Origin of the sequence: Roseovarius confluentis, from assembly GCF_002917925.1 — a bacterium.
Classification (GTDB): Bacteria; Pseudomonadota; Alphaproteobacteria; order Rhodobacterales; family Rhodobacteraceae; genus Roseovarius; species Roseovarius confluentis.
Genome location: NZ_PPFE01000002.1, coordinates 412448 through 435004, shown reverse-complemented (window position 1 = coordinate 435004; position 22557 = coordinate 412448). Strand labels below are relative to the sequence as shown.

At 65.3% G+C, this 22557-nt stretch carries 17 protein-coding genes; 14 read left to right on the top strand and 3 right to left on the bottom strand.

Features of this window, described 5'->3' with window-relative positions:
• Positions 1-378 precede the first annotated feature (378 nt).
• A complete protein-coding gene (locus C2I35_RS06940; RefSeq protein WP_245890425.1) occupies positions 379-2133 on the top strand; it encodes an autotransporter assembly complex protein TamA in 1755 nt (584 codons plus the stop codon).
• Positions 2133-6389 carry a translocation/assembly module TamB domain-containing protein gene (locus C2I35_RS06935; protein WP_103762287.1) on the top strand — a complete coding sequence of 1419 codons (4257 nt, stop codon included), beginning with the start codon at positions 2133-2135 and terminating at the stop codon, positions 6387-6389. Before C2I35_RS06940 ends, C2I35_RS06935 begins: the two co-directional genes overlap by 1 nt.
• Here C2I35_RS06935 and C2I35_RS06930 read toward each other — a convergent pair.
• Positions 6383-7291: a hydrogen peroxide-inducible genes activator gene (locus C2I35_RS06930; RefSeq protein ID WP_103762286.1), complete on the bottom strand. Its 909-nt coding sequence runs from the start codon at positions 7289-7291 to the stop codon at positions 6383-6385. The genes C2I35_RS06935 and C2I35_RS06930 overlap by 7 nt on opposite strands.
• Before the next feature lie 190 nt (positions 7292-7481).
• On the opposite strand from C2I35_RS06930, the gene katG reads away from it, so the two are divergent.
• The 4 genes from katG to C2I35_RS06910 all read left to right on the top strand — a co-directional run bounded on the left by katG (position 7482) and on the right by C2I35_RS06910 (position 12136).
• Entirely contained in the window at positions 7482-9701 is a 2220-nt protein-coding gene (gene katG / locus C2I35_RS06925) for a catalase/peroxidase HPI (protein WP_103762285.1), read from the top strand.
• Positions 9702-9852: 151 nt separating this feature from the next.
• A complete protein-coding gene (locus tag C2I35_RS06920; protein ID WP_103762284.1) occupies positions 9853-10407 on the top strand; it encodes a response regulator transcription factor in 555 nt (184 codons plus the stop codon).
• A 2-nt stretch (positions 10408-10409) separates the two neighbouring features.
• Positions 10410-10811, top strand: coding sequence for a thiol-disulfide oxidoreductase DCC family protein (locus C2I35_RS06915; RefSeq protein ID WP_103762283.1), 402 nt, complete (start codon positions 10410-10412; stop codon positions 10809-10811).
• Entirely contained in the window at positions 10808-12136 is a 1329-nt protein-coding gene (locus C2I35_RS06910; RefSeq protein WP_103762282.1) for an ABC1 kinase family protein, read from the top strand. The genes C2I35_RS06915 and C2I35_RS06910 overlap by 4 nt, the downstream gene beginning before the upstream one ends.
• Here the strand turns inward: C2I35_RS06910 and C2I35_RS06905 are convergent.
• Positions 12133-12273, bottom strand: coding sequence for a DUF2256 domain-containing protein (locus C2I35_RS06905; protein ID WP_211286116.1), 141 nt, complete (start codon positions 12271-12273; stop codon positions 12133-12135). The genes C2I35_RS06910 and C2I35_RS06905 overlap by 4 nt on opposite strands.
• A 225-nt stretch (positions 12274-12498) precedes the next feature.
• Between C2I35_RS06905 and C2I35_RS06900 the strand changes: the two genes are divergently transcribed.
• From C2I35_RS06900 to C2I35_RS06890, 3 genes are all read left to right on the top strand, one after another.
• Entirely contained in the window at positions 12499-14079 is a 1581-nt protein-coding gene (locus tag C2I35_RS06900; protein WP_103762280.1) for an ABC transporter substrate-binding protein, read from the top strand.
• Positions 14080-14167: 88 nt separating this feature from the next.
• Complete coding sequence (locus C2I35_RS06895) at positions 14168-15154, top strand: ABC transporter permease (RefSeq protein ID WP_103762279.1); 987 nt, start codon at positions 14168-14170, stop codon at positions 15152-15154.
• Positions 15154-16110 carry an ABC transporter permease gene (locus tag C2I35_RS06890; protein WP_103762278.1) on the top strand — a complete coding sequence of 319 codons (957 nt, stop codon included), beginning with the start codon at positions 15154-15156 and terminating at the stop codon, positions 16108-16110. Before C2I35_RS06895 ends, C2I35_RS06890 begins: the two co-directional genes overlap by 1 nt.
• An 11-nt stretch (positions 16111-16121) precedes the next feature.
• Here the strand turns inward: C2I35_RS06890 and C2I35_RS06885 are convergent, their stop codons facing one another.
• Positions 16122-16334 (bottom strand): hypothetical protein, encoded by a 213-nt coding sequence (locus tag C2I35_RS06885; RefSeq protein ID WP_103762277.1) that lies wholly within the window; start codon positions 16332-16334, stop codon positions 16122-16124.
• A 191-nt stretch (positions 16335-16525) separates the two neighbouring features.
• On the opposite strand from C2I35_RS06885, the gene C2I35_RS06880 reads away from it, so the two are divergent.
• The 5 genes from C2I35_RS06880 (at position 16526) to C2I35_RS06860 (ending at position 22515) form a co-directional block, all read left to right on the top strand.
• Positions 16526-17521, top strand: a complete 996-nt coding sequence (locus C2I35_RS06880) for an ABC transporter ATP-binding protein (RefSeq protein WP_103762276.1) — start codon at positions 16526-16528, stop codon at positions 17519-17521.
• Complete coding sequence (locus tag C2I35_RS06875; protein WP_103762275.1) at positions 17518-18483, top strand: ABC transporter ATP-binding protein; 966 nt, start codon at positions 17518-17520, stop codon at positions 18481-18483. Before C2I35_RS06880 ends, C2I35_RS06875 begins: the two co-directional genes overlap by 4 nt.
• A gap of 180 nt (positions 18484-18663) precedes the next feature.
• The gene (dctP, locus tag C2I35_RS06870; RefSeq protein WP_103762274.1) at positions 18664-19764 is read left to right on the top strand and encodes a TRAP transporter substrate-binding protein DctP; all 1101 of its coding nucleotides are present in this window, start codon (positions 18664-18666) and stop codon (positions 19762-19764) included.
• A gap of 79 nt (positions 19765-19843) precedes the next feature.
• The gene (locus tag C2I35_RS06865; protein WP_103762273.1) at positions 19844-21154 is read left to right on the top strand and encodes a TRAP transporter small permease subunit; all 1311 of its coding nucleotides are present in this window, start codon (positions 19844-19846) and stop codon (positions 21152-21154) included.
• A gap of 5 nt (positions 21155-21159) precedes the next feature.
• On the top strand, positions 21160-22515 hold the full coding sequence (locus tag C2I35_RS06860; protein WP_103762272.1) for a TRAP transporter large permease: 1356 nt from the start codon (positions 21160-21162) through the stop codon (positions 22513-22515).
• The last annotated feature ends 42 nt before the right edge of the window (positions 22516-22557 follow it).

Genomic DNA, 22557 nt, shown 5'->3' with positions numbered 1-22557 from the left:
GCGTTTTGCTCCAATCGCACCTCCAGCCGGCCGCAAAGGCGCTGCGTCGATACCGCGCGTTACGGCGTTTGCCGACCATACGCCATCACGCGCCTACCGGGAAAGAACAGGGACGTCCGGATACTCCCGCGTCAACATCACTTCGGAGAAATCTTGCCGATCACGGAAGAGTTTGCGCCCGATCGCCTTGAAAATGAACTTTCTTGCTGGGAATGACGCTGTCCCCGTTCTAGTTTGTTCGCGGATGGGGGACACGCGCAGCGCGGCACTGGCGCATGACGCATTCTGCCCATAGTCACGCCTTGGGCCCGCTGCGGGCCCCGGAAACGGAGCTGCCTGTTGTTCGAATGTCGTCGCGTCGCGCCCTGGTTAGTCATCTTGACCTTGCTGTTGATCCGCCCCGTGCTGGCGGTCGAAGCCACGGTCCAGGTCCGGGGAGCACCGCAGGACCTGGTCGAGTACCTCAGCAGGTCCTCGCTTTCCGTTGAAACCGCTGGCACCGAGGACGCCACGGCGCAGGACATCCTCGCCGCCGCCCGCGCTGATTACGCCCGCATGGTTGGCGCGCTCTACGACGCGGGCTATTACGGCGGCGTGGTCAGCATCCGCGTCGACGGGCGCGAGGCGGCCGACATCTCGCCCATCGCCGGGCCCAGCCGCGTGAACCGTGTCGACGTGATCGTGCAACCCGGAACACCTTTCACTTTTTCCCGTGCTGCCATCGGCCCGGTCGCCCCTGAAACCGAGTTGCCCGAGGGGTATGCCCGTGGTCAGCGCGCCGGCGCCAGCGTCATCCGCAGAACGGCAGAGGCGGGCGTCACCGGCTGGCGCGAGGCCGGCCACGCCAAGGTCGAACTCGACGGCCAGTCGATCACCGCCGACCACCGCAATTCGACACTGGCATCCGAAATCCGCCTGTCCCCCGGCCCACAGCTGCGCTTCGGCGACCTCGTGATCACCCGCCCCAGCGCCGTGCGCGCCAACCGCATCCGCGCCATCGCCGGCCTGCCCTCGGGCAAGGTCTTTTCGCCCGAGGAACTCGAAGATGCCAGCCAGCGCCTGCGCCGCACCGGCGCGTTCCGCTCGGTCGTGCTGAACGAGGCCGAGGTGCCCAACCCCGACGGCACGCTCGATATCCAGGCCGAGGTCATCGACGCCAAGCCCCGCCGCATCGGCTTCGGCGCCGAAATCGCCTCGCTCGAAGGCCTGACGCTCAGCGGCTTCTGGCTCCACCGTAACCTTCTTGGCGGCGCCGAACGCCTGCGAATCGAAGGCGAGGTCGGCGGCATAGGCGGCGACTCGGGCGGCATCGACTATCGCCTCTCCGCCCGGTTCGAGCGCCCCGCCACCTTCACGCCCGACACCACCGCCTTTCTCCAGGCCCGGGCCGAGGAACTGGACGAAGAGGAATACCGCCAGCGCACCTTCGAGATCGGCGGCGGCGTGTCGCACATCTTCTCGGACGAGTTGGAAGGCGAGATCGGCATCGCCTATCAATATGCCGAGATCGACGACGACCTCGGCTCGCGCACCAACGAACTGCTGCTGCTGCCGGGCAAGCTGACCTTCGACAATCGCGACGACCCGCTGGACGCCAGGGAAGGGTTTTACGTCGGGCTGGAGGCCACGCCGTTTCTTGCGCTCGACGCGGGCGACCCGGCCTTCCGCCTCTATGCCGACGCGCGGACCTACGTGGGCTTCGGCGAAAACGACACGATCGTGCTGGCCGGGCGCACCCAGGTCGGCTCGGTCACCGGCGCATCGCTCGTGGACGTGCCGCCCGACATGCTGTTCTTCTCTGGCGGCTCCAACACGGTGCGCGGCCAGCCCTACCAGTCGCTCGGCGTCGATCTTGGCGGCGGCAACACCAGCGGCGGCCGCTCGTTCCTCGCGTTCTCTGGCGAGGTACGCGCCCGGGTAGCCGACGCCTGGCAGGTTGTGGGCTTTGCCGACACCGGCTTTGTCGGTCGCGACAGCTTCGGCAGCGACAACGGCGACTGGCATTCCGGTGCCGGCTTCGGCATCCGCTACGACACCGGCATTGGCCCGATCCGCTTTGATGTGGCCACCCCGCTCGACGGCGACGCGGGCGAGGATTACGAGTTCTACATCGGTATTGGACAGGCATTCTGATGCGCCTACTGCTTTCTTTCCTTCTCATTCTCACCTTCGCGATCTCGACGCCCCTGCTGGCCCAGGATCAGGAGGAACAAGACAAGTCCTTCATCGAGAACTGGCTGCAGGACAACCTCTCCGGCGCGGGCCGCGATGTAAATGTCACCGGGTTTCGCGGCGCTCTTTCGTCCAATGCCACGCTCGAACAGCTGACAATCGCCGACGAGAATGGCGTCTGGCTGACCCTTCGCGACGCATCGCTGGTCTGGTCCCGGTCCGCCCTGCTGCGCGGCCGGCTGGAGGTCGATGAGCTTACTGCCGCCGAAGTCATCCTCGAACGTCTGCCCGCCGGCGGTGAAACCGTCAGCACCGACGACGCCGAGGCCACACAGTTCTCATTGCCTGAACTGCCCGTGTCGGTGAATGTCGAACTGGTCCAGATAGAGAGTGTGGAACTCGGGGAGTCCGTGCTTGGCGAACCGGCCCGGCTGTCGCTGGAAGGCAGCGTCAACCTGGCCGACGGTCAGGGCGCCGCCAACCTCGCCATCCAGCGGCTGGACCGGCAGGACAGCCTGACTTTCGAAGGCTCCTTTGCGAACGAAACCCGCGTCCTCGCACTCGATCTCGATTTCGAGGAAGGCCCCGAAGGCATCGTCTCCACCCTGCTCGGCATCCCGGATACGCCCGCCCTGCGTCTGCAGGTGACCGGCGACGCCCCCCTGTCGGATTTCTCCGCACGCATCCTGCTCAGCTCCGATGGCCAGGAACGCTTTGGCGGCACCGTGAATGTCGGCGCCATCGACGGCGACGATGCCCAGGGCTACACCTTCGCCGCAGACCTTGATGGCGACCTGCGCCCGCTGTTCGAAGAACAGTTCCAACCCTTCTTCGGCGAAGCAACAAGCCTCGCCGTCTCCGGCCAGACCGAGGCAACCGGTCGGCTGGTACTCGACGAACTGGCTCTCGCCTCCGAGGCGCTGGAGCTTCAGGGCAACCTAGCGCTTTCCGCCTCCGGCTGGCCCGAAACGCTCCAGCTTGAGGGCCGCATCGGCAGCGACGAGGGCGATGTCGTGCGCCTTCCGATCTCCGGCGCGCCGACAACGCTTCAGAATGCCCGGCTCACCGCCAGCTTCGATGCCGCACAGGACGACGCGTGGCAGGCCGAAATGCAGATCGTCGACCTCGTTCAGGATAACGGAGTGCAACTGGACCGTGCCACCCTTTCGGGCACCGGCCAGATCACGGATGCACCCGACAGATCCTTTTCCGGCGACATCACCTTCAATGCCGAAGGCGTGGATCATTCCGACCCCGCGCTGGCCGAGGCCATCGGCGCCGCGCCGGCGGGCAGCATGACCCTCGACTGGCAACAGGATCAGCCCCTTGTGATCGACGCGCTCGACGTCGAAAGCGGCAACGTCACCCTCACGGCCAACGGTGAACTCGAGAGCCTCGAAGACGGCTTTCCCTTCACCGGCAGCGCGACTCTGAACGCCGCCGACCTCTCGCGCTTTGCGGCCATTTCGAACCAGGATATCTCCGGCGCCGCCAATGCCACGCTGGAAGGCACAGGCACGCTTCTGGGCGGGTCATTCGATATCGAACTCGAAGCCGAAACCAACGATCTGGCCATCGGCCAACCGCGCCTCGACCCGCTCATGACCGGCCAGGGCACCCTGTCGCTGGTCGCGCGCCGCGACACCACCGGCACCGTGCTTGAACGCCTCACGATCCAGACACAGGCCCTTGCCGCCAATGCTTCCGGCCGACTCGACGCGGATGACGGCCAGCTGGACATCGAGGCACGGCTGCAGAACGTCGCGCAAGTCGAGCCCACGCTGTCCGGCCCGGCCACGCTGACGACATCGGTCAACTGGAGCACCGGCGACGCGCTCAACATCTCCGCGCTCGAAGCCACCCTGGCCGAGGTCACGCTCACTGGCAGCGGCGCGGTCTTCCCCGAAGACCCGAACCTGCCCGCCGAGGGCAAGGTGACCCTCGCCGCGCAGGACCTGTCGCGCTTTGCCCAACTCGCGGGCCGTGATCTGGACGGCGCGGCGACCGTTGTGCTCGAAGGCTCCGGACGCATCCGCGGCGGCGCGTTCGACATCGTGCTCGACGCCGAAACCAATGACGTGGAAATCGGCGAGCCGCGCGTCGACGCGCTGATGAACGGCGCGGGCACAGTGTCCATCGCCGCACAGCGCGACACCGACGGCACCGTGCTCGAACGCTTCTCGGTGCGCACCCCGGCGCTCGAGGCCGACGCCTCGGGCCGGCTCGACTCCGACGATGGCGAGCTGACCCTGAAGGCCGCCATCGCCGACCTCGCCCGGATCGAACCGCGCATGTCCGGCCCCGCCACGCTCGACACCGCCGCCACCTGGGAAAAGGGCGGCGCGGTCACCATCTCGCGGCTCGAGGCCTCCGGCGCAGGCACGACCCTGTCGGCCACCGGCGCCGCCTTCCCCGAGGATGCACTGCTGCCGGTCGAAGGCCAGATGACGCTCAATGCCAGCGACCTGTCACGCCTCGCGCCGCTCCTGAACCGCCCGCTGACCGGCACGCTCGACATGACGCTCGAAGGCTCCGGCCAGGTTCGCGGCCGCACGCTCGACATCACGACCGAGATCGATGGCTCCAACCTGCGCACCGGCATCGCCCAGGTCGATCAACTGATCGCCGGCAGTATCGACGCCCGCGCCTCCGTCGCACTGGGCGAGTCCGCGCCCGGCATCCGCTATATCGAGATCCAGACGCCCCGCGTGACCGTCGACGCCCAAGGCAGCGGCCCCGGCGCGCCCGTCAACCTGTCGGCCCGGCTGGCCGACCTCGGCATATTCGTGCCCGCCTTCCCCGGCGCGGTTTCGGCCAACGGCACGATCACCATCGTCGACCGGGCCGGCGAACGGATCCGCCTGTCGCTCGATGCCACCGGCCCCGGCGGCATCAATGCACGCGTGAACGGGTCGATCAACAGCTACGGCAACAGCCTCGATCTCGACGTGAACGGCTCCGCGCCCCTCGCGCTGGCCAACCCGTTCCTGGCGCCACGGTCCATTGTCGGCCTTGCCAATTTCGACCTCAGCGTCAACGGCCCGCCCGCGCTGAATTCCCTTTCGGGCGTGGTCAACGTATCGGACGGCCGCTTCGCCCTGCCGTCCCTTTCGACCGCCATCACCGGCATCACCGGCGCTGTCCGCCTGGCCTCGGGCCGGGCCGAAACAAACATTACCGCCTCGATGGGCACCGGCGGCAATTTCCGCGTGCGCGGGCCGATCACCCTGTCGGCCCCGTTCAACGCCAATCTCGAAGCCGCGCTCAACGATCTCGTCGTCACTGATCCCGACCTCTACACGACAACCCTGTCGGGTCAGGTCGGCATCAACGGCCCGCTCACCGGCGGCGCCACGATCGGCGGCACGGTCAACCTGGGCCGGACCGAACTGCGCGTGCCCTCGGGCAGCGGCACCCGCACCCCGGGCGACATTCCCGAGATCACCCATGTGGGCGAACCCGCCGACGTGCGCCGAACCCGCGCCCGCGCCGGCATCATCGGGCAGGACAGCGGCGGCAATCCCGTCGCCTTCCCCCTGGACCTTGTCATCAACGCACCAAACCGGATCTTCGTGCGCGGCCGCGGCCTCGACGCCGAACTGGGTGGCCGCGTGCGCCTTCAGGGCACCACCGCCGACGTCGTGCCCAGCGGCCTTTTCGAACTGATCCGGGGCCGGCTCGACATCTTGGGCCGCCGCCTCGACCTGACCGAAGGCGTCATCGACCTGCGCGGCGCGCTCGACCCCTACCTGCGCTTCGTGGCCGAGACGGAAAATGATGGCATCCTTGTGCGCACCATCATCGAGGGGCTGGCAAGCGCGCCTTCCGTTTCGTTCGAATCCGTCCCCGACCTGCCCCAGGACGAGGCCGTCGCGCGGCTGCTCTTCGGTCGTGGGCTCGAAGACATCTCGGCCTTCCAGGCAGCCCAGCTTGTCGCCGCCGCCGCCACGCTTTCGGGCCAGCGCTCCGGCGGGCTGGACATTCGCGGCGCCCTCGGCCTCAGCGATCTCGACGTGTCGACTTCCGAGGATGGCGCGACACAGGTCACCGCCGGCGCCTACCTGTCGGAAAACCTCTACTCCGAGGTCACCGCCGACAGCGAAGGCAACCAGGAGATCAACCTCAACCTCGACATCGGGCGCAACCTGACGGTCAAGGGCTCGACCAGCACCACCGGCAACACCGGCGTCGGCATCTTTTTTGAGAAGGACTACTGAGCGTCCACTGACGGTTCAGACGTATCCGGCGCCAGCAGGTCCGCGATCGCCCGGAACCGTTCGGCCAGCGGGCTGGTCTTGCGCCAGACCATGCCCACCTGCCGCATCGGCTGCGGCCCACGGAACCGTGCCACCGAGACCGGCGCCGACCGGGTTTCCACCGGCACCGCCATTTCGGGGATCAACGTGATCCCCATCCCCGCACCCACCATCTGCACCAACGTCGACAGCGACGTGCCTTCCAGCCCGTCGCGCGGCCCGCCGCCCGGGATGTTGCAAAACGCCAGCGCCTGGTCGCGAAAGCAATGCCCCTCCTCCAGCAGCAACAGGCGCCGCATGTGCAGGGTCGTCACGTCCGGCACCGGCGCATCCGCCTCGGCTTCGGGGCGGACCAGCACCATAGGTTCCTCGAAGACCGGGTATTCTTCCAGCGACCGCTCCGACACCGGCAGCGCGACAAGCGCCAGATCCAGCCCGCCCTCACCCAGCTCCGCGATCAGGCGCGGCGTGATGCTCTCGCGCACCTGCACGTCCAGATCGGGAAACGCCCCGTTCAGCCGCGTCAGGAACCGCGGCAGAAGATAGGGCGCGATCGTCGGGATGACCCCCAGCCGCAGTCGCCCGCTCAACCCCTCCTGCGCCTTGCGCGCAAGGTCCGACAGCTCGTCGACCGACCGCAGGATCTCGCGCACCCGCTCCGCGAACTCCACCCCGAACCCGGTCAACCGCACCTCGCGCGTCGTGCGCTCGAACAGCGCCGCCCCTGCCGACGCCTCCAATGCCTTGATCTGCACCGAAAGCGCCGGCTGGGTGACCGCGCAAATCTCGGCGGCCTGCCCGAAATGGCCCGTCCGGGCCAGCACCTCGAAATAGCGCAACTGTTTCAGCGAGAGATTTTTCATAAGAAAGATTTATCAATCCAATCAATAAATGCAACTTATTCTCATTGAAATGCCTTGCTATGCTTCGCCCTGTGAAAGCGATTCCCGCGTTGCATCGCGCGCGGCAATGCTTACGTCTTTTAAACAAGCAATCGGCCCCGGATCACACGCATCCGGGCACAGTCAGACAGCAAACCCTGGGAGAGACTCAATGGACGGCAACGATCTCGAAAACTCCGGCAAATGCCCGGTCATGCATGGTGCGACGCGGTTCAGCGTCCAATCCAACCGCGATTGGTGGCCGAACCAGCTGAACCTCAAGATCCTGCATCAGAACACCCCTGAATCCGACCCGATGGGCCCCGATTTCAGCTATGCCGAAGCCTTCAAGGGCCTCGACATGGAGGCGCTGAAAAAAGACCTCAAGGCGCTCATGACCGACAGCCAGGACTGGTGGCCAGCCGACTATGGTCACTATGGCGGCTTCTTCATCCGCATGGCGTGGCACTCGGCGGGCACCTACCGCACCTCCGACGGGCGCGGCGGCTCGCGCTCGGGCACCCAGCGGTTTGCCCCGCTCAACAGCTGGCCCGACAACGGCAACCTCGACAAGGCCCGCCGCCTGCTCTGGCCCATCAAGCAGAAATACGGCAACGCCATTTCCTGGGCAGACCTGATGATCCTCGCCGGCAACATGGCGATCGAGGACATGGGCGGCCCGATCTTCGGCTTCGGCGGCGGCCGCAAGGACGTGTTCGAGCCCGAGGAAGACGTCTACTGGGGCTCGGAAAAAGAGTGGCTCGCCACCTCCGACAAACCCAACAGCCGCTATTCCGGCGACCGCAAGCTGGAAGATCCGCTTGCCGCCGTGCAGATGGGCCTGATCTACGTGAACCCCGAAGGTCCCGACGGCCAGCCCGATCCCCTTGCCTCGGCCCGCGACATCCGCGAAACCTTCGCGCGCATGGCGATGAACGACTATGAAACCGTCGCGCTGACGGCCGGCGGCCACACGTTCGGCAAAGCACATGGCGCGGGCGATCCATCGCATGTCGGCAGCGAACCCGAGGCCGGCGCGATGGAGGCCCAAGGCTTTGGCTGGCTCTCCACCTACGGCTCCGGCAAAGGCCGCGACGCCATCACGTCGGGCATCGAAGGCGCATGGACGCCTCGCCCGACACAATGGGATATGGGCTATTTCGACGTGCTCTTCGGCTATGAGTGGGAACTGGTCAAAAGCCCCGCCGGCGCATGGCAATGGCAGCCCAAGGACCAGAAGCCCGAGGACATGGCCCCGGACCCCGAGGACCCCTCGAAGCACAATCAGCACATCATGATGACGACGGCCGACATGGCGATGCGCATGGACCCCGAGTACGAGAAAATCTCGCGCCACTTCCATGCCAACCCCGACGAGTTCGCGGACGCCTTCGCCCGCGCGTGGTTCAAGCTGACCCACCGCGACATGGGCCCGCGCTCCATGTATCTGGGCAACGAGGTGCCGGACGAAGTGCTGATCTGGCAGGATCCGGTGCCCGAGGTCGATCACCCGCTGGTCGATGACGCCGACGTGGCCAGCCTCAAGGCCAAGCTGCGCGATTCCGGCCTGTCGGTCTCCGAACTGGCCTACACGGCATGGTCCTCGGCCTCGACCTTCCGCGGCTCGGACATGCGCGGCGGCGCCAATGGTGCCCGCATCCGTCTTGCTCCGCAAAAGGACTGGGACGTCAACCAGCCCGAGCAACTGGCCAAGGTCCTGAAGGTCCTCGAAGGCATCAAGGCCGACTTCGACGCGTCCGCCTCGGGCGGCAAGAAGATCTCGCTGGCCGATCTCATCGTTCTGGGCGGTAACGCCGCTGTCGAGGCGGCGGCCAAGGCCGGCGGTCATGAGGTCAACGTGCCCTTTACCCCGGGCCGGACCGACGCCACCGACGAGATGACCGACGCCGAGTCCTTCGAGATCATGGAGCCGCAGGCCGATGGTTTCCGCAACTACCTCTCCGGCGACTTCACCGTCTCGGCCGAGGAACTGATGATCGACCGCGCGCATCTGTTGGGCCTCTCGGCACCGCAGATGACCGTTCTGATCGGCGGGTTGCGGATGCTGGGCACCAATTACGGCGGCACCGCGCACGGCGTCTTCACCGACCGTGTCGGCACGCTCAGCAACGACTTCTTCGTCAACCTGATGGACATGGGCACCGTCTGGGAAGCCACCGACGACAAGGGCATGACCTTCGTCGGGAAGGACCGCAAGACCGGCGACAAGAAGTGGGATGCGACCCGCTGCGATCTCGTCTTCGGCTCGAACTCGCAACTGCGGGCGCAAGCCGAGGTCTACGCACAGGCCGACAATGGCGGCAAGTTCGTCAAGGACTTCGTCAAGGCATGGGCCAAGGTCATGGATGCCGACCGGGTCCAACCGGGCTAAGGGCCTGATGCCATGCTGAAAAACAGACGGCGCCCCGGATCATCCCGGGGCGCCGTCGGCGTTTCGGCGCCCCTGCGCAAACTGTCGCACCCCGCCCCCGGCAGTCATCCAACCCTGTCCCGCGCACGTAGCACGTGCAAGAGAGGATGATATGACAAAGCTACCCAAAGACACCACGCTCCTGATCGTCGAGAATGACGACGTCTTCCGCGAGCAATTGTCCAAGGTCATGGCCAGCCGCGGCTTTGATCCCATTCCGGCTGGCACCGTGGCCGAGGCCGCCGCCGCGATCGACGCGCGACAACCTGCCTTCGCTATCATCGACCTGCATCTCGGCGAAGGTTCGGGGCTCGAGGTAATCGAGATGCTGAAGAAACAGCGTACCTCCGCCCGCGCCCTCGTCCTGACCGGCTACGGTGACACACCCACTGCCGTCGCGGCAGTCAAGCTCGGCGCCATCGACTACCTGGCCAAGCCCGCCGACGGGGACGAGATCGTCGACGCCCTGCTGGCCGCAGAAGGGGTTCAGCCCCCGGCGCCCGAAAACCCGATTTCGCCCGAAGAGGCCAAGCGCGTACATATCGAACGCTTCCTGGAGCGCACCGACGGCAACATCACCAAGACGGCACAACTGCTCAAGATGCACCGCCGCACGCTTCAGCGTATTCTCAAGCGCGAGCCCGAACTGGGCAAGGACCCGGGCTGATCGTGCAGGGTGCGGAAGATACCCGGCTGACGGTCTACTACGATGGGTCTTGCCCGCTTTGCCGGGCCGAAGTCGGTTTCTACCAGAAACGCGACCGGGCAGACCGCATCGCCTTCACCGATATCTCGCGCAGCCAGGAGGACCCCGCACCGGACCTCGATCGCGACGCGGCCATGGGCCGGTTTCACACCCGCCGCCCCGACGGCACACTGGTCTCCGGCGCCGCGGGTTTCTTCGAGGTCTGGAAACGCCTGCCCGGCTGGCGCCATCTCGCCAAGCTGTCGCGCATCCCCGGTATCGTACCCGTCGCCGAGCTGGCCTATCGCGCCTTCCTGCGCCTGCGCCCCGCGCTGGTGCGCCTGCTTGGGCCGCGGCTGGAACGACGCGCCGAAGGCACGCGATGAACGACCAGAACCCGCCCGACCAAAAACGCGCCGCCCGCATCCCGACCGGGCGATTAAACCGCATGGCCCGCACCGGCGGCATGGCCACGGTCCTGGCGGGCAACGTCGCCACCCGCGGCGGGTGGCAATTGATGCGCGGCCGCAAGCCCCGCCTGCAAGACCTGCTGATGACACCGTCCAAAGTCACCCGCGTGGCCGATCATCTTGCGAACATGCGCGGCGCGGCCATGAAGGCGGGCCAGCTTCTGTCGATGGAAACCGCCGACATGCTTCCGCCCGAGCTGGCCAAGATCCTCGCCCGCCTGCGCGCCGACGCCCAGTTCATGCCGCCCTCGCAGCTGAAGAAAGTGCTTGCCGCCAACTGGGGCCGCGATTTCCTGCGTCATTTCAAACGCTTCGACGTGCACCCCATCGCCGCCGCCTCCATCGGACAGGTGCACCGTGCGCAGACCCGCGACGGCCGCGACCTCGCGATCAAGGTGCAATATCCCGGCATCCGCGACAGCATCGACAGCGACATGCGCAACCTCGGCCTGATCCTGCGCCGGTCCGGCATGATGCCCGCCAGCTTCGACACGGACCGCCTACTTGCCGATGCCGCCGCTCAGCTGCACGAGGAAACCGACTACGCGCGCGAAGCCGTCGCCATCAACCGCTTCCGCACCCATCTCGCGGATGACCCCGATTTCGTCCTGCCTGCCGTCCACGACGACCTCAGCACGCGCGACATCCTCGCCATGAGTTACGTCGATGGCCAAAGCATCGACACCGCGTCCGAACTGGACCAGCCCACCCGCGACCGCATCGCGACGGCGCTCGTAACCCTGACCTTGCGAGAGCTGTTCGAACTGCACGACATGCAGACCGACCCAAATTTCGCCAACTACGGATACCAGCCCGACACGGGCCATATCGTGCTGCTGGATTTCGGCGCGACGCTGCAATTCGACGCCGGGCGCGTGGACAGCTACCGTGCCCTTTTCAACGCTGCGCTGACCGGTGACGATGCCGCGGCCTGGGATGCGATGATTGCCATCGGTCTCGTCGGCGCCGACACGTCTGACATCGACCGCGCCCACATCCTGCGCCTCTTCGGCATCGCCGCTGAACCGCTGCGCCACGGCGGCACGCTCGATTTCGCGACCTGCGGCCTCTTGGCCCGCCTGCGCCGCGAGGGGTTGCTCGTGGCCGATGAACAGGTCGACATCCACGCGCCGCCCACCGACACGCTCTTGCTGCAACGCAAGGTGCTGGGCTGCTACCTTCTGGCCGAGCGGCTCCGCGCCCGGGTCGATCTCGACCGGATCCTCGAACGCTTCGCCTAAACCTTGGGCCGCGCCCGCTTGCACCGTCCCGAGCAATAGCGCACCTCGTCCCAGACCTTTTCCCATTTCTTGCGCCACGTGAACGGCCGTCCACAGGTCGCGCAGACCTTCGTGGGCAAATCCGATTTCCGTCGCATTTTCACAGCTTTCGCACGCCCCCTGCCACTCTGGCTTCGCCTCGAAAGCTAGACCGAAACGCCGCGCGGTCATCCCGGCAAACGCCCGTCTCGGCGGTTTGCCCTTCCGTTTTTCAAGTGACGTGAAGGCATCTGCCCATTCGTTGGCTTGCAGCGCCGGACCACTAAGTTATGTTTTCGGGATCAGCCCGAGGATCAACCCGGGCGATATCCAGGGAGATATTCATGAAAACCAAGACAGTCCTTGCCGCCGCATTGCTCGCCACCACGGCGATGACCGGTGCCTCGGCCGAAACGCTGCGATGGGCCCGCGCGGGCGACTCGCTCACGCTCGACCCCCACGCCCAGAACGAGGGGCCGACCCATACCCTCTCGCACCAGATCTACGAGCCGCTGATCATCCGCGACCACTCGGGCGAGTTCCAGGCCGCGCTGGCGACCGACTGGGCGCCCAAGGAAGGCGACCCGAACGTGTGGGTCTTCAACCTGCGCCAGGGCGTCACCTATCACGACGGCGCCGACTTCACCGCCGAGGACGTGGTCTTTTCGATCAACCGCGCCCAGTCCGAAACATCGGCGATGAAGGAACTGCTGACCTCGATCACCGAGGTCCGCGCAGTTGACGACCACACCGTGGAATTCGTCACCGACGGTCCCAACCCGATCCTGCCCGCCAACCTCACCAACCTGTTCATGATGGACAAGGGCTGGGCCGAGGAAAACGACGCCGTCGCAGTTCAGGACGTGGCCAGCGGCGAAACCACCTTTGCCTCGTCCAATACCAACGGCACCGGCGCCTTCACCCTCGTCAGCCGCGAGCCCGACGTGCGCACCGTGCTGGAAGCGAACGAGAATTACTGGGGCAAGGACGAGTTCCCCCTCGACGTGACCGAGATCATCTACACCCCGATCCAGAACGCCGCCACCCGCGTGGCCGCCCTTCTGTCGGGCGAGGTCGACTTCATCCAGGACGTGCCCGTACAGGACCTTGGCCGCGTCGGCGACACCGACGGCCTTGTCGTCAAGACCGCGCCGCAGAACCGCGTCATCTTCTTCGGCATGAACATGGGCGCCGACGATATCGAGAATGACGACGTCGATGGCGCCAACCCGCTGGCCGACGCCAAGGTGCGCAAGGCGATGTCCATGGCGATCAACCGCGACGCCATCAAGCAGGTCGTCATGCGCGACCAGTCGCAGCCCGCGGGCATGATCGCCCCGCCCTTCGTCAACGGCTGGAACGAAGAGATGGACAGCAGCGCCACCACCGACATCGAAGGCGCCAAGGCCCTGATGGAAGAGGCCGGCTATGGCGACGGCTTCAGCATCCAGCTCGACTGCCCGAACGACCGCTACGTCAACGACGAGGCGATCTGCCAGGCCGCCGTCGGGATGCTCGCGCAAATCGGCGTCACCGTGAACCTCGACGCCAAGCCCAAGGCACAGCACTTCCCGCTCATCGAAAACGGCGAGACGGATTTCTACATGCTGGGCTGGGGCGTTCCGACCTACGATTCGGAATACATCTTCAACTTCCTCGTTCATACCCGCGGCGAGGAGCGCGGCAGCTGGAACGGCACCGGCTTCTCCAACTCGGATGTCGACGCCAAGATCGTCAGCCTTGCCTCGGAAACCGATCTCGAGGCGCGCAACGCCACGATCAACGAGATCTGGCAGGTGGTTCAGGAGGAACAGCTCTACATCCCGATCCACCACCAGGTGCTGAACTGGGGCATGACCGATGCGGTCGGCACCGAAGTCAGCCCCGAGGACGATCCCAAGTTCAAGTTCTTCGAGATGAACTAAGCCAATCGCGGGCGGCCTTCCGGGGCCGCCCGCCTGCCGTCACAGCCAGCAAAACAACCGTGCGTGACGACCGCTTCGGGGGCAAAAAATGCTAGCTTACATCATCCGGCGCGTGGCCCAGTCCGTGCTCGTGCTACTCGTGGTGGGCCTCGTGGCCTTCGCCATGTTCCGCTTCGTCGGCGATCCGGTCGATAACATGCTGGGACAGGAACGCACCGTCGCCGATATAGAGCGTCTGCGCTCCGAACTCGGCCTCGATCAGAATTTCGCCGTGCAATACTACAAGTTCCTGACCAACGCCGTTCAGGGCAATTTCGGCCTCAGCTACCGGCAGGGCCGGCCCGTGGCCGACATCCTGATCGAACGCCTGCCCGCCACGCTGGAACTTGCCTTCGTCTCGGGGCTTCTTGCGCTCATCGGCGGCATCGGGCTTGGCATCTACACCGCGATCCGAAGGCGCGGGATCTCGGCCAACATCATCATGACCGCCTCTCTCATAGGGGTCTCCCTGCCCACCTTCCTGATCGGCATCCTGCTGATCTACGTCTTCTCGGTCGAGCTTGGCTGGCTGCCCAGTTTCGGGCGCGGCGAGGTGACCTTCGTCAACGGCTGGTCCACCGGGTTCCTGACCAAATCCGGGCTTCAGGCGCTCATCCTGCCCGCGATCACACTGGGTCTCTACCAGATGACCCTGATCATGCGGCTGGTGCGCACCGAGATGCTCGAGGTACTGCGCATGGACTATATCCGCTTCGCCCGCGCCCGCGGCATCCGCGAACGCTCGATCAACTTCCGCCACGCGCTGAAGAACACGCTGGTGCCCGTCATCACCATCACGGGGCTTCAGCTGGGCTCCATCATCGCCTTCGCCATCATCACGGAAACCGTGTTCCAGTGGCCCGGCGTCGGCCTGCTCTTCATCAACGCGATCCAGTTCGTCGACATCCCCGTGATGGCCGCCTACCTGATGATGATCTCGGTCATGTTCGTGGGCATCAACCTCATCGTCGACATGCTCTATTTCGCCATCGACCCGCGCCTGCGCGTCGATCGCAGCGCTGCAGGAGGCCACTGATGACCGATGCACCCGTCACGACCCCGGCGCCGAAAGTGCGCGACAGCCGCTTCCGCCGCATCTGGGAAAGCGATTTCATGTGGTCCTTCCGGCACGCGCCGGTGGCCATCGCCTCCTTCGCGGTGGTGCTGATCCTGATCCTTTCGGCCGTATTCGCACCGCTCATCGCGCCGTTTGACCCGTTCAACCCGGCCTCGCTGAACCTGATGAACGGCTTCACGCCGCCGGGCGAGGCGAACGCCTTCACCGGCGACACCTTCCTGCTTGGCACCGACGACCAGGGCCGCGACGTCTTTTCGACCATCCTCTACGGGATGCGCATCTCGCTTTTCGTGGGTTTCGCGGCGGTCTTCCTCGCCATGCTGATCGGCATCACGCTGGGGCTGATCGCGGGCTATGTCGGCGGCTGGACCGAAACGATCATCATGCGCATCGCCGATGTGCAGCTGACCTTCCCGGCGATCCTTGTGGCCATGCTGATCTTCGGCATCGCCAAGGGCATCACGCCGCCCGCCTATCGCGACCAGATGGCGCTCTGGGTGCTGATCCTCGCCATCGGCCTGTCCGATTGGGTGCAGTTCGCCCGCGTCGTGCGCGGCACGACTCTGGTGGAAAAGAACAAGGAATATGTCCAGGCCGCCCGCCTGATCGGCCGCTCGCCCATCATCATCATGCTCAAGCATATCCTGCCCAACGTGCTCAACCCGGTGCTGGTCATCGCCACGATTTCGCTGGCCCTCGCCATCATCGCCGAGGCCACGCTCAGCTTCCTCGGCGTCGGCGCCCCGCCCACGAAACCCTCGCTCGGCACGCTCATCCGCATCGGACAGGAGTTCATGTTCTCCGGCGAATGGTGGATCCTGCTCTTCCCCGCCGGCACCCTGCTGGCGCTGGCGCTGTCGATCAACCTGCTGGGCGACTGGCTGCGCGACGCATTGAACCCGAGGCTGAGATGACCGAATCGCTTTCAGCGCATGGTGAAGGGCTGCTTCAGGGGCGCGGTCGTAAACGGCAACCGCGCTTCGGTGTAAGGCGCGGCGGTGCACCATTCATCGACCACCTCGTGCCAGGTGACATCACCCTCGGTGGCATGGACCGTCACGGTCGCGCCCTCGATCGTGAAAATGCCCGTACCGATCATGTTGAGGAACAAGGCAAAAGCTTCATTGGAAAGGCACATGCATGGCCTCCTTTCTTTGCTCGATATTCCTCCCTGACTTCGGTTGCTCCCAGATTAACGCGGAGTCCCACGACGCCACACCAAAACCACGCCGCACCGCAGCAAAAGTGCTGCAATTGCAAAATATCGCCCGCTTTTAAGGCAGTCCGCGCCGCACAACAGGCACGGCAGATCGCAAAAGGCAGCACCGCATGACCGACACGCCCGTCCTTTCCGTTCGCGACCTGACCGTGGAAATCCCCACGCGCCACGGCATCCTGCGCCCAGTGGATCAGGTCAGCTATGACATCCGCGCGGGCGAGATCCTGGGCGTGGTGGGCGAATCCGGCGCGGGCAAATCCATGACCGGCAACGCCGTGATCGGCCTGCTGGACCCGCCCGCCCGCATCACCGGCGGCGAGGTGCTGCTGAAAGGCGAGCCCATCCACGACATCCCGCGCAGCAAGCTGCGCCGCCTGCGGGGCAAGCATATGGGCATGATCTTTCAAGACCCGCTGACATCGCTCAACCCGCTCCTGACCATCGGCGACCAACTGACCGAGACCATCACCGAGCACCTGAACGTCGGGCAGGACGAGGCCCGCAAACGCGCCATCGCGGCGCTGGACGAGGTCGGCATCCCCGCCGCCTCCGCCCGCATCGGCAGCTACCCGCACGAGTTTTCCGGCGGCATGCGCCAGCGCGTCGTCATCGCCCTCGCTCTCTGCGCCGAGCCCGAACTGGTCATCGCCGACGAGCCCACCACCGCGCTCGACGTCTCGGTCCAGGCCCAGATCGTGGCGCTGCTGAAACGCCTCTGCCGCGAACGCGGCGTGGCCGTCATGCTGGTCACCCACGACATGGGCGTCATCGCCGAGGCCGCCGACCGCGTCGCCGTCATGTATGCCGGCCGCCTGGCCGAACTTGGCCCGGTACGCGAGGTCATCACCAACGCCCACCATCCCTATACCGCGGGCCTCATGGCCTCGACCCCGCTGGCCAGCGTGGGGCAGAAGCGCCTGAAACAGATCCCCGGCGCCATGCCCCGCCTTGGCGCCCTGCCCGACGGCTGCGCCTTCCACCCGCGCTGCGAATATGCGCAGGACAAGTGCCGCCGAGAGCCCGGCCCCAGCATCGAGGCCTGCGACGGCCGCGCGGCCTGCTGGTTCCCGCTCGGCACCACGCAAAAGGAGGACACCGTCGCATGAGCGCCCTGATCTCCATCCGCAACCTCACCCGCCGCTTCGACGTCTCGAAACCGTGGCTCAACCGCGTGATCGAGCGGCTGAACAAGGCGTATCTGACGGCTGTCTCCGACGTCTCCTTCGATATCGAGGAAAACAGCGTCTATGCCCTCGTCGGCGAAAGCGGCTCTGGCAAGTCCACCATCGGCAAGATTGTCGTCGGCCTCACCCCGCCCTCCGAGGGCAGCGTGAAGATCAACGACACCGATCTGGCGACCGAGACCGACGCCGCCAAGATCGAAGCGGTGCGCGACGAGATCCAGATGATATTCCAGGATCCCTTCGCTTCGCTCAACCCACGCTGGCGGGTGCGCGACATCATCGCCGAACCCGTCGCGGCCAAGGGCGGCGACACCGCCGGACTGGCCGAACGCCTGCTGGAGCAGGTCGGCCTCTCCGCCGCCGACGCCTCCAAGTACCCGCACGAATTCTCGGGCGGTCAGCGCCAGCGGATCTGCATCGCCCGCGCGCTGGCGTCCGAACCCAAGATCATCGTCTGCGACGAGCCCACCTCGGCGCTCGACGTCTCGGTGCAAAGCCAGGTCCTGAACCTCATGTCCGACCTGCGCGAGGAATTCGGACTGACCTATCTTTTCATCAGCCACGACCTGACCGTGGTGCGCCACATGGCCGACCGCATCGGCGTGCTCTACCTTGGCCGCCTGGTCGAGGAAGCGCCGCGCGACGCGCTCTTCACCGACCCCAAGCATCCCTACACCCAGATGCTCTTCGACGCCGCCCCCCGCATGGATGCCTTCGGGCGCGAGGTCGATCCCCCCAAGGGCGAAATCCCCGACGCGATCAACCCGCCGTCGGGCTGCGCCTTTCATCCACGCTGCCCCATCGCCATCGACAGGTGCAGCAAAGAACGCCCCGAGATGCGCCTTCTGGGCCAGACCCGCGTCGCCTGCCACCGGGCGGAATAATCGGCCCGAAGGCCGAGGCGTCCCCTCCGGACCGCGCGCCAGACCTTGTTTTCAAGGCCGGACATAGTGGGCCTTTACCACATATTGGAAAAATCACTTTACCAATTTGCCGGTTTGCCATTACGCTCGGACGCGTCGGAAACCTGAAAATACAGGACCGGCACGAATGGGAGGAAATACATGACCAACAAACTGACCACGCGGCGCAACGCGCTGCGCACGATTGCCGGTGCGGGTGCCGCCACTCTGGCCGCGCCCCATGTTGCGGGCGCACAGGCCAACGGCACGACCTGGAAAATCCAGACAAGCTGGCCCGGCGGCGCCGGGCTTCAGATCTTCCGCGACTGGTGCGGCACCATCGCCGAGAAAACCGGCGGCGAACTGACGTTCCAACCCTTCGGCGCCAATGACGTCGTGGGCGACTTCCAGCTTTACGACGCGGTGAAGAACGGCGTTCTGGAGGCCGTGAACCCCTTCACCATCTACGCCCAGGGCATCATTCCGGCGGCGACGTTCCTGACGTCCATCCCGCTCGGCATGCGCAACCCGCATGAATTTGACGTGTTCTACTATGGCCTTGGCGGCATCGACATCGCGCGCGAACTTTACGCGGCGCAAGGCCTGCATTTCGTCGGCCCCGTGCACCACGGCCCGAACATCATCCACTCCAAGGTTCCGATCCGCTCGATCGACGACTTCGCGGGCCGCAAGATGCGTCTGCCCGGCGGCATGGTCGCCGAGATCTTCAACGAGATCGGCGCCGAGACCACCGTTCTGCCCGGCTCGGAAATCTTCCCGGCGCTGGAAAAGGGCACCATCGACGTGGCCGACTATGTGGGTCCCGCCGTGAACTATGCCCTCGGCTTCAGCCAGGTCACCGACTACATCGTCATGGGCCCTCCGGGCTTCATGTCGCTCTACCAACCGGTCGACACCATGGACATCACCGTGGGCATGGACGCGTGGGAGGCCCTCTCGCCCGAGATGAAGCAATTCGTCGAGATGGAAACCCACGTCTATTCCGACATGCACCACGCCGCGATCCAGGCCGCCGACCAGGAAGCCTGGGAAAAGTTCGAGGCAGACGGCACCGAGGTCACCCGCCTCAGCCAGGACGACGTGGCCCTGATGACCGAGGTCGCCGTGCCGATCTGGTTCGACTACGCCAACCGCGATCCGCAGGCCGCACGCGTGTTCAAGATTCAGCTTGATTACATGCAGTCCGGTTCGCTGGGCTATGTCGACCCGGCCCTGACCGAGGGACTCGAGCTCAAGCTCTGATCCCCCGACCCATCCGCCGCCCGGGTGTCTCATACTCCCGGGCGGCATTTTCCAACGCTTTCAACGAGTGAGGACCGCAATGCCGGGGCTCAGCTTCACGCTGCCGCATTGGCTGTACTGGGTGGGACTGATCGTCTTTCCCATCATCGCGATGATCCTGTCGCGCCGACCACAGCCCGAAGAGAAACGCTATACCCTGCCGCTGGCCTACATGATCGCCGTCACCGGCGGCATCCTCGGCCTGCACCGCTTTTATCTCAAAAGCCTGTGGGGCCTGGTCTTCATCCCGATCTTCCTGTTCATCCTCTACGCCAACGCGCAGACGCAGGACGCACGCACGATCCTGTCGGGCTTCGACAACGAGCTGCGCGTGGCCCAAAGGGTGATCGACCGCGAACAGGGCCGCGTCGAAGAGGCCCGCGCCGAACTGCCCGACCTTCAGGCCGCCTATGACGAGGCCGAGGATGGCAGCTTTACCCAGCGCGCCGCCGAGCGCCGCCTGGACCGGGCGAAGGACACGCTCGACAGCGGGGCCGCCCGCCTCGAAGAAGCCCAGACCACGCTGGAAGAGATCCGCCCGCAACAGATCGAGGCGTTCCGTACCCGCGCCTGGTGGGACAATGCCGCGGGCTATGGCTTCTACGCGCTTCTGGCGCTTCTGGCGATCGACCTTCTGCTGATGCCCATGCTGGTGCGTCGCGCCAATGAAAAGATCCCGCCCGAGGAGGTGTCCGAGACCGAAAAGGCCCTCGCCGCCCACGAGCAGGAAGAAGGCCCCAAGCACGACAGCGACTACGCCGAGAACTGGATCGACCGCCTATCGCTCTTCTGCGGCGAATTCGTGGCCTACTGGGCCGTCATCGCCGTCTTCGTCTATTATTACGAGGTTCTGGCCCGCTACGTCTTCGGCTCGCCCACCAACTGGGCGCACGAGGCGATGTACCTGATGTTCGGGATGCAGTACCTGATCGCCGGCGCCTACGCGATGCTCACCGAAACCCATGTGCGCGTGGATATCTTCTATGCCCCGATGCGGAAAAAGAACAAGGCGTGGGTCGACCTGCTGACCTCGATCTTCTTCTTCATCTTCGCCGGCACGCTCTTGGTCACCTCATGGATCTTCGCCATGGACGCCATCGCCGTGCCCTCCGGCAACGCGGTCGTCTCCGACTGGGCACGCGGCCAGATCACCTTTGGCGAGATGGTCTCGGGCTTCGGCCTGAACCAGTGGACCGATCCCAATATCCGCTGGGGCGAGATCAGCTTCAACGAATGGGAAGTGCCGCTCTGGCCGATGAAATGGGTCATGGTGATGGGCGGGCTGCTGCTCGTCCTGCAAGGCATCTCGAAACTGTCGAAAGACATCCGTGAAATCGCACGGGGGAACTGAGGCTCATGGGTATTGAAATCGACATCGCGTGGCTCACGCTCATCATGTTCGGCAGCCTTCTGGCGCTGCTCATGGCGGGCCTGCCACTGGCCTTCGTCACCGGCGGCCTGGCCTGCGTGTTCCTGTTCATCCTCGGGGATGAACGCGCGCTCAACATCGTGCCAAGCCGTATCTTCCCGCTGATGACCAATTATCAGCTCTCGGCGATCCCGCTCTTCATCTTCATGGCTGCCATGCTGGAAAGGGCAGGCATCATCAACGACATGTTCGACGTGATCTACAAGGTCATGGGCGGGCTGAAGGGCGGGCTGGCCGCGGCCACGATCATCGCCTCCACGATCCTCGCCGCCATGGTCGGCGTGATCGGCGCGGCGGTCGTGACCATGGGCATCATCGCCCTGCCGGCGATGCTGAAACGTCACTACGACCCCAAGATCGCCATGGGCTCGATCATGGCCGGTGGCACGCTGGGCATCCTGATTCCGCCGTCGATCCTTGCGATCATCTACGCGGTGGTGGCCGAACAATCGGTGGGCGAGCTTTTCATCGGCGCGGTCATCCCGGGCCTGATGCTCTCGAGCATGTATATCGCCTACGTCGTCGTGCGCAGCTACATCAATCCGGCCCTCGGCCCTGCCATCCCGGTCGAGGAACGCGTGTCGAACCGCGAAAAGATGCAGCTCATCGGCAAGATGGCCGCGCCCATCACGCTGGTCGCGGTGGTGCTGGGCATCATCTTTTCCGGCGTCGCCACCCCGGTCGAGGCCGCCGGCATCGGCACCTTCGGCGCATTCATCGTCGCCGCCATCCACCGCAAACTCGACTGGCCCACCATCCGCGAGGCCTGCACCACGACGCTCAAGGCCTCGGCCATGGTCATCTGGATCATGTTCGGCGCCACGATCTTCGTCGGCCTCTACGTTCTGGAAGGCGGGCAGCAATTCGTGCAGGACGCGCTGGCGGCCACCGGCCTTGGCCCCTGGGGCATCCTGATCCTGATGCAGATCCTGCTGGTGATCCTGGGCATGTTCCTCGACTGGGTCGGCATCCTGCTCCTTTGCGTGCCGATCTTCGTGCCGATCATCAAGGCCTTGGGCGCCGCCGCCTTCGGCCTCGACAGCCCCGAGGATCTGGTTCTGTGGTTCGGCGTGCTCTACCTCGTGAACATGCAGATGAGCTTCCTGTCGCCGCCCTTCGGCTACGCGCTCTTCTACCTGCGCGGGGTGGCGCCGCCGGAAATCCCGATGACGGACATCTTCAAATCCGCCCTGCCCTTCCTGTTTCTGCAAATCGTCGGGCTGGCGCTCTGCATGGTCTTCCCGCAGATCATCACCTGGCTGCCCAGGCTGATCTACGGCTGATACCGAGCCGAAACTCGGCTGGCCCTCTCAAACGGCCTCCGC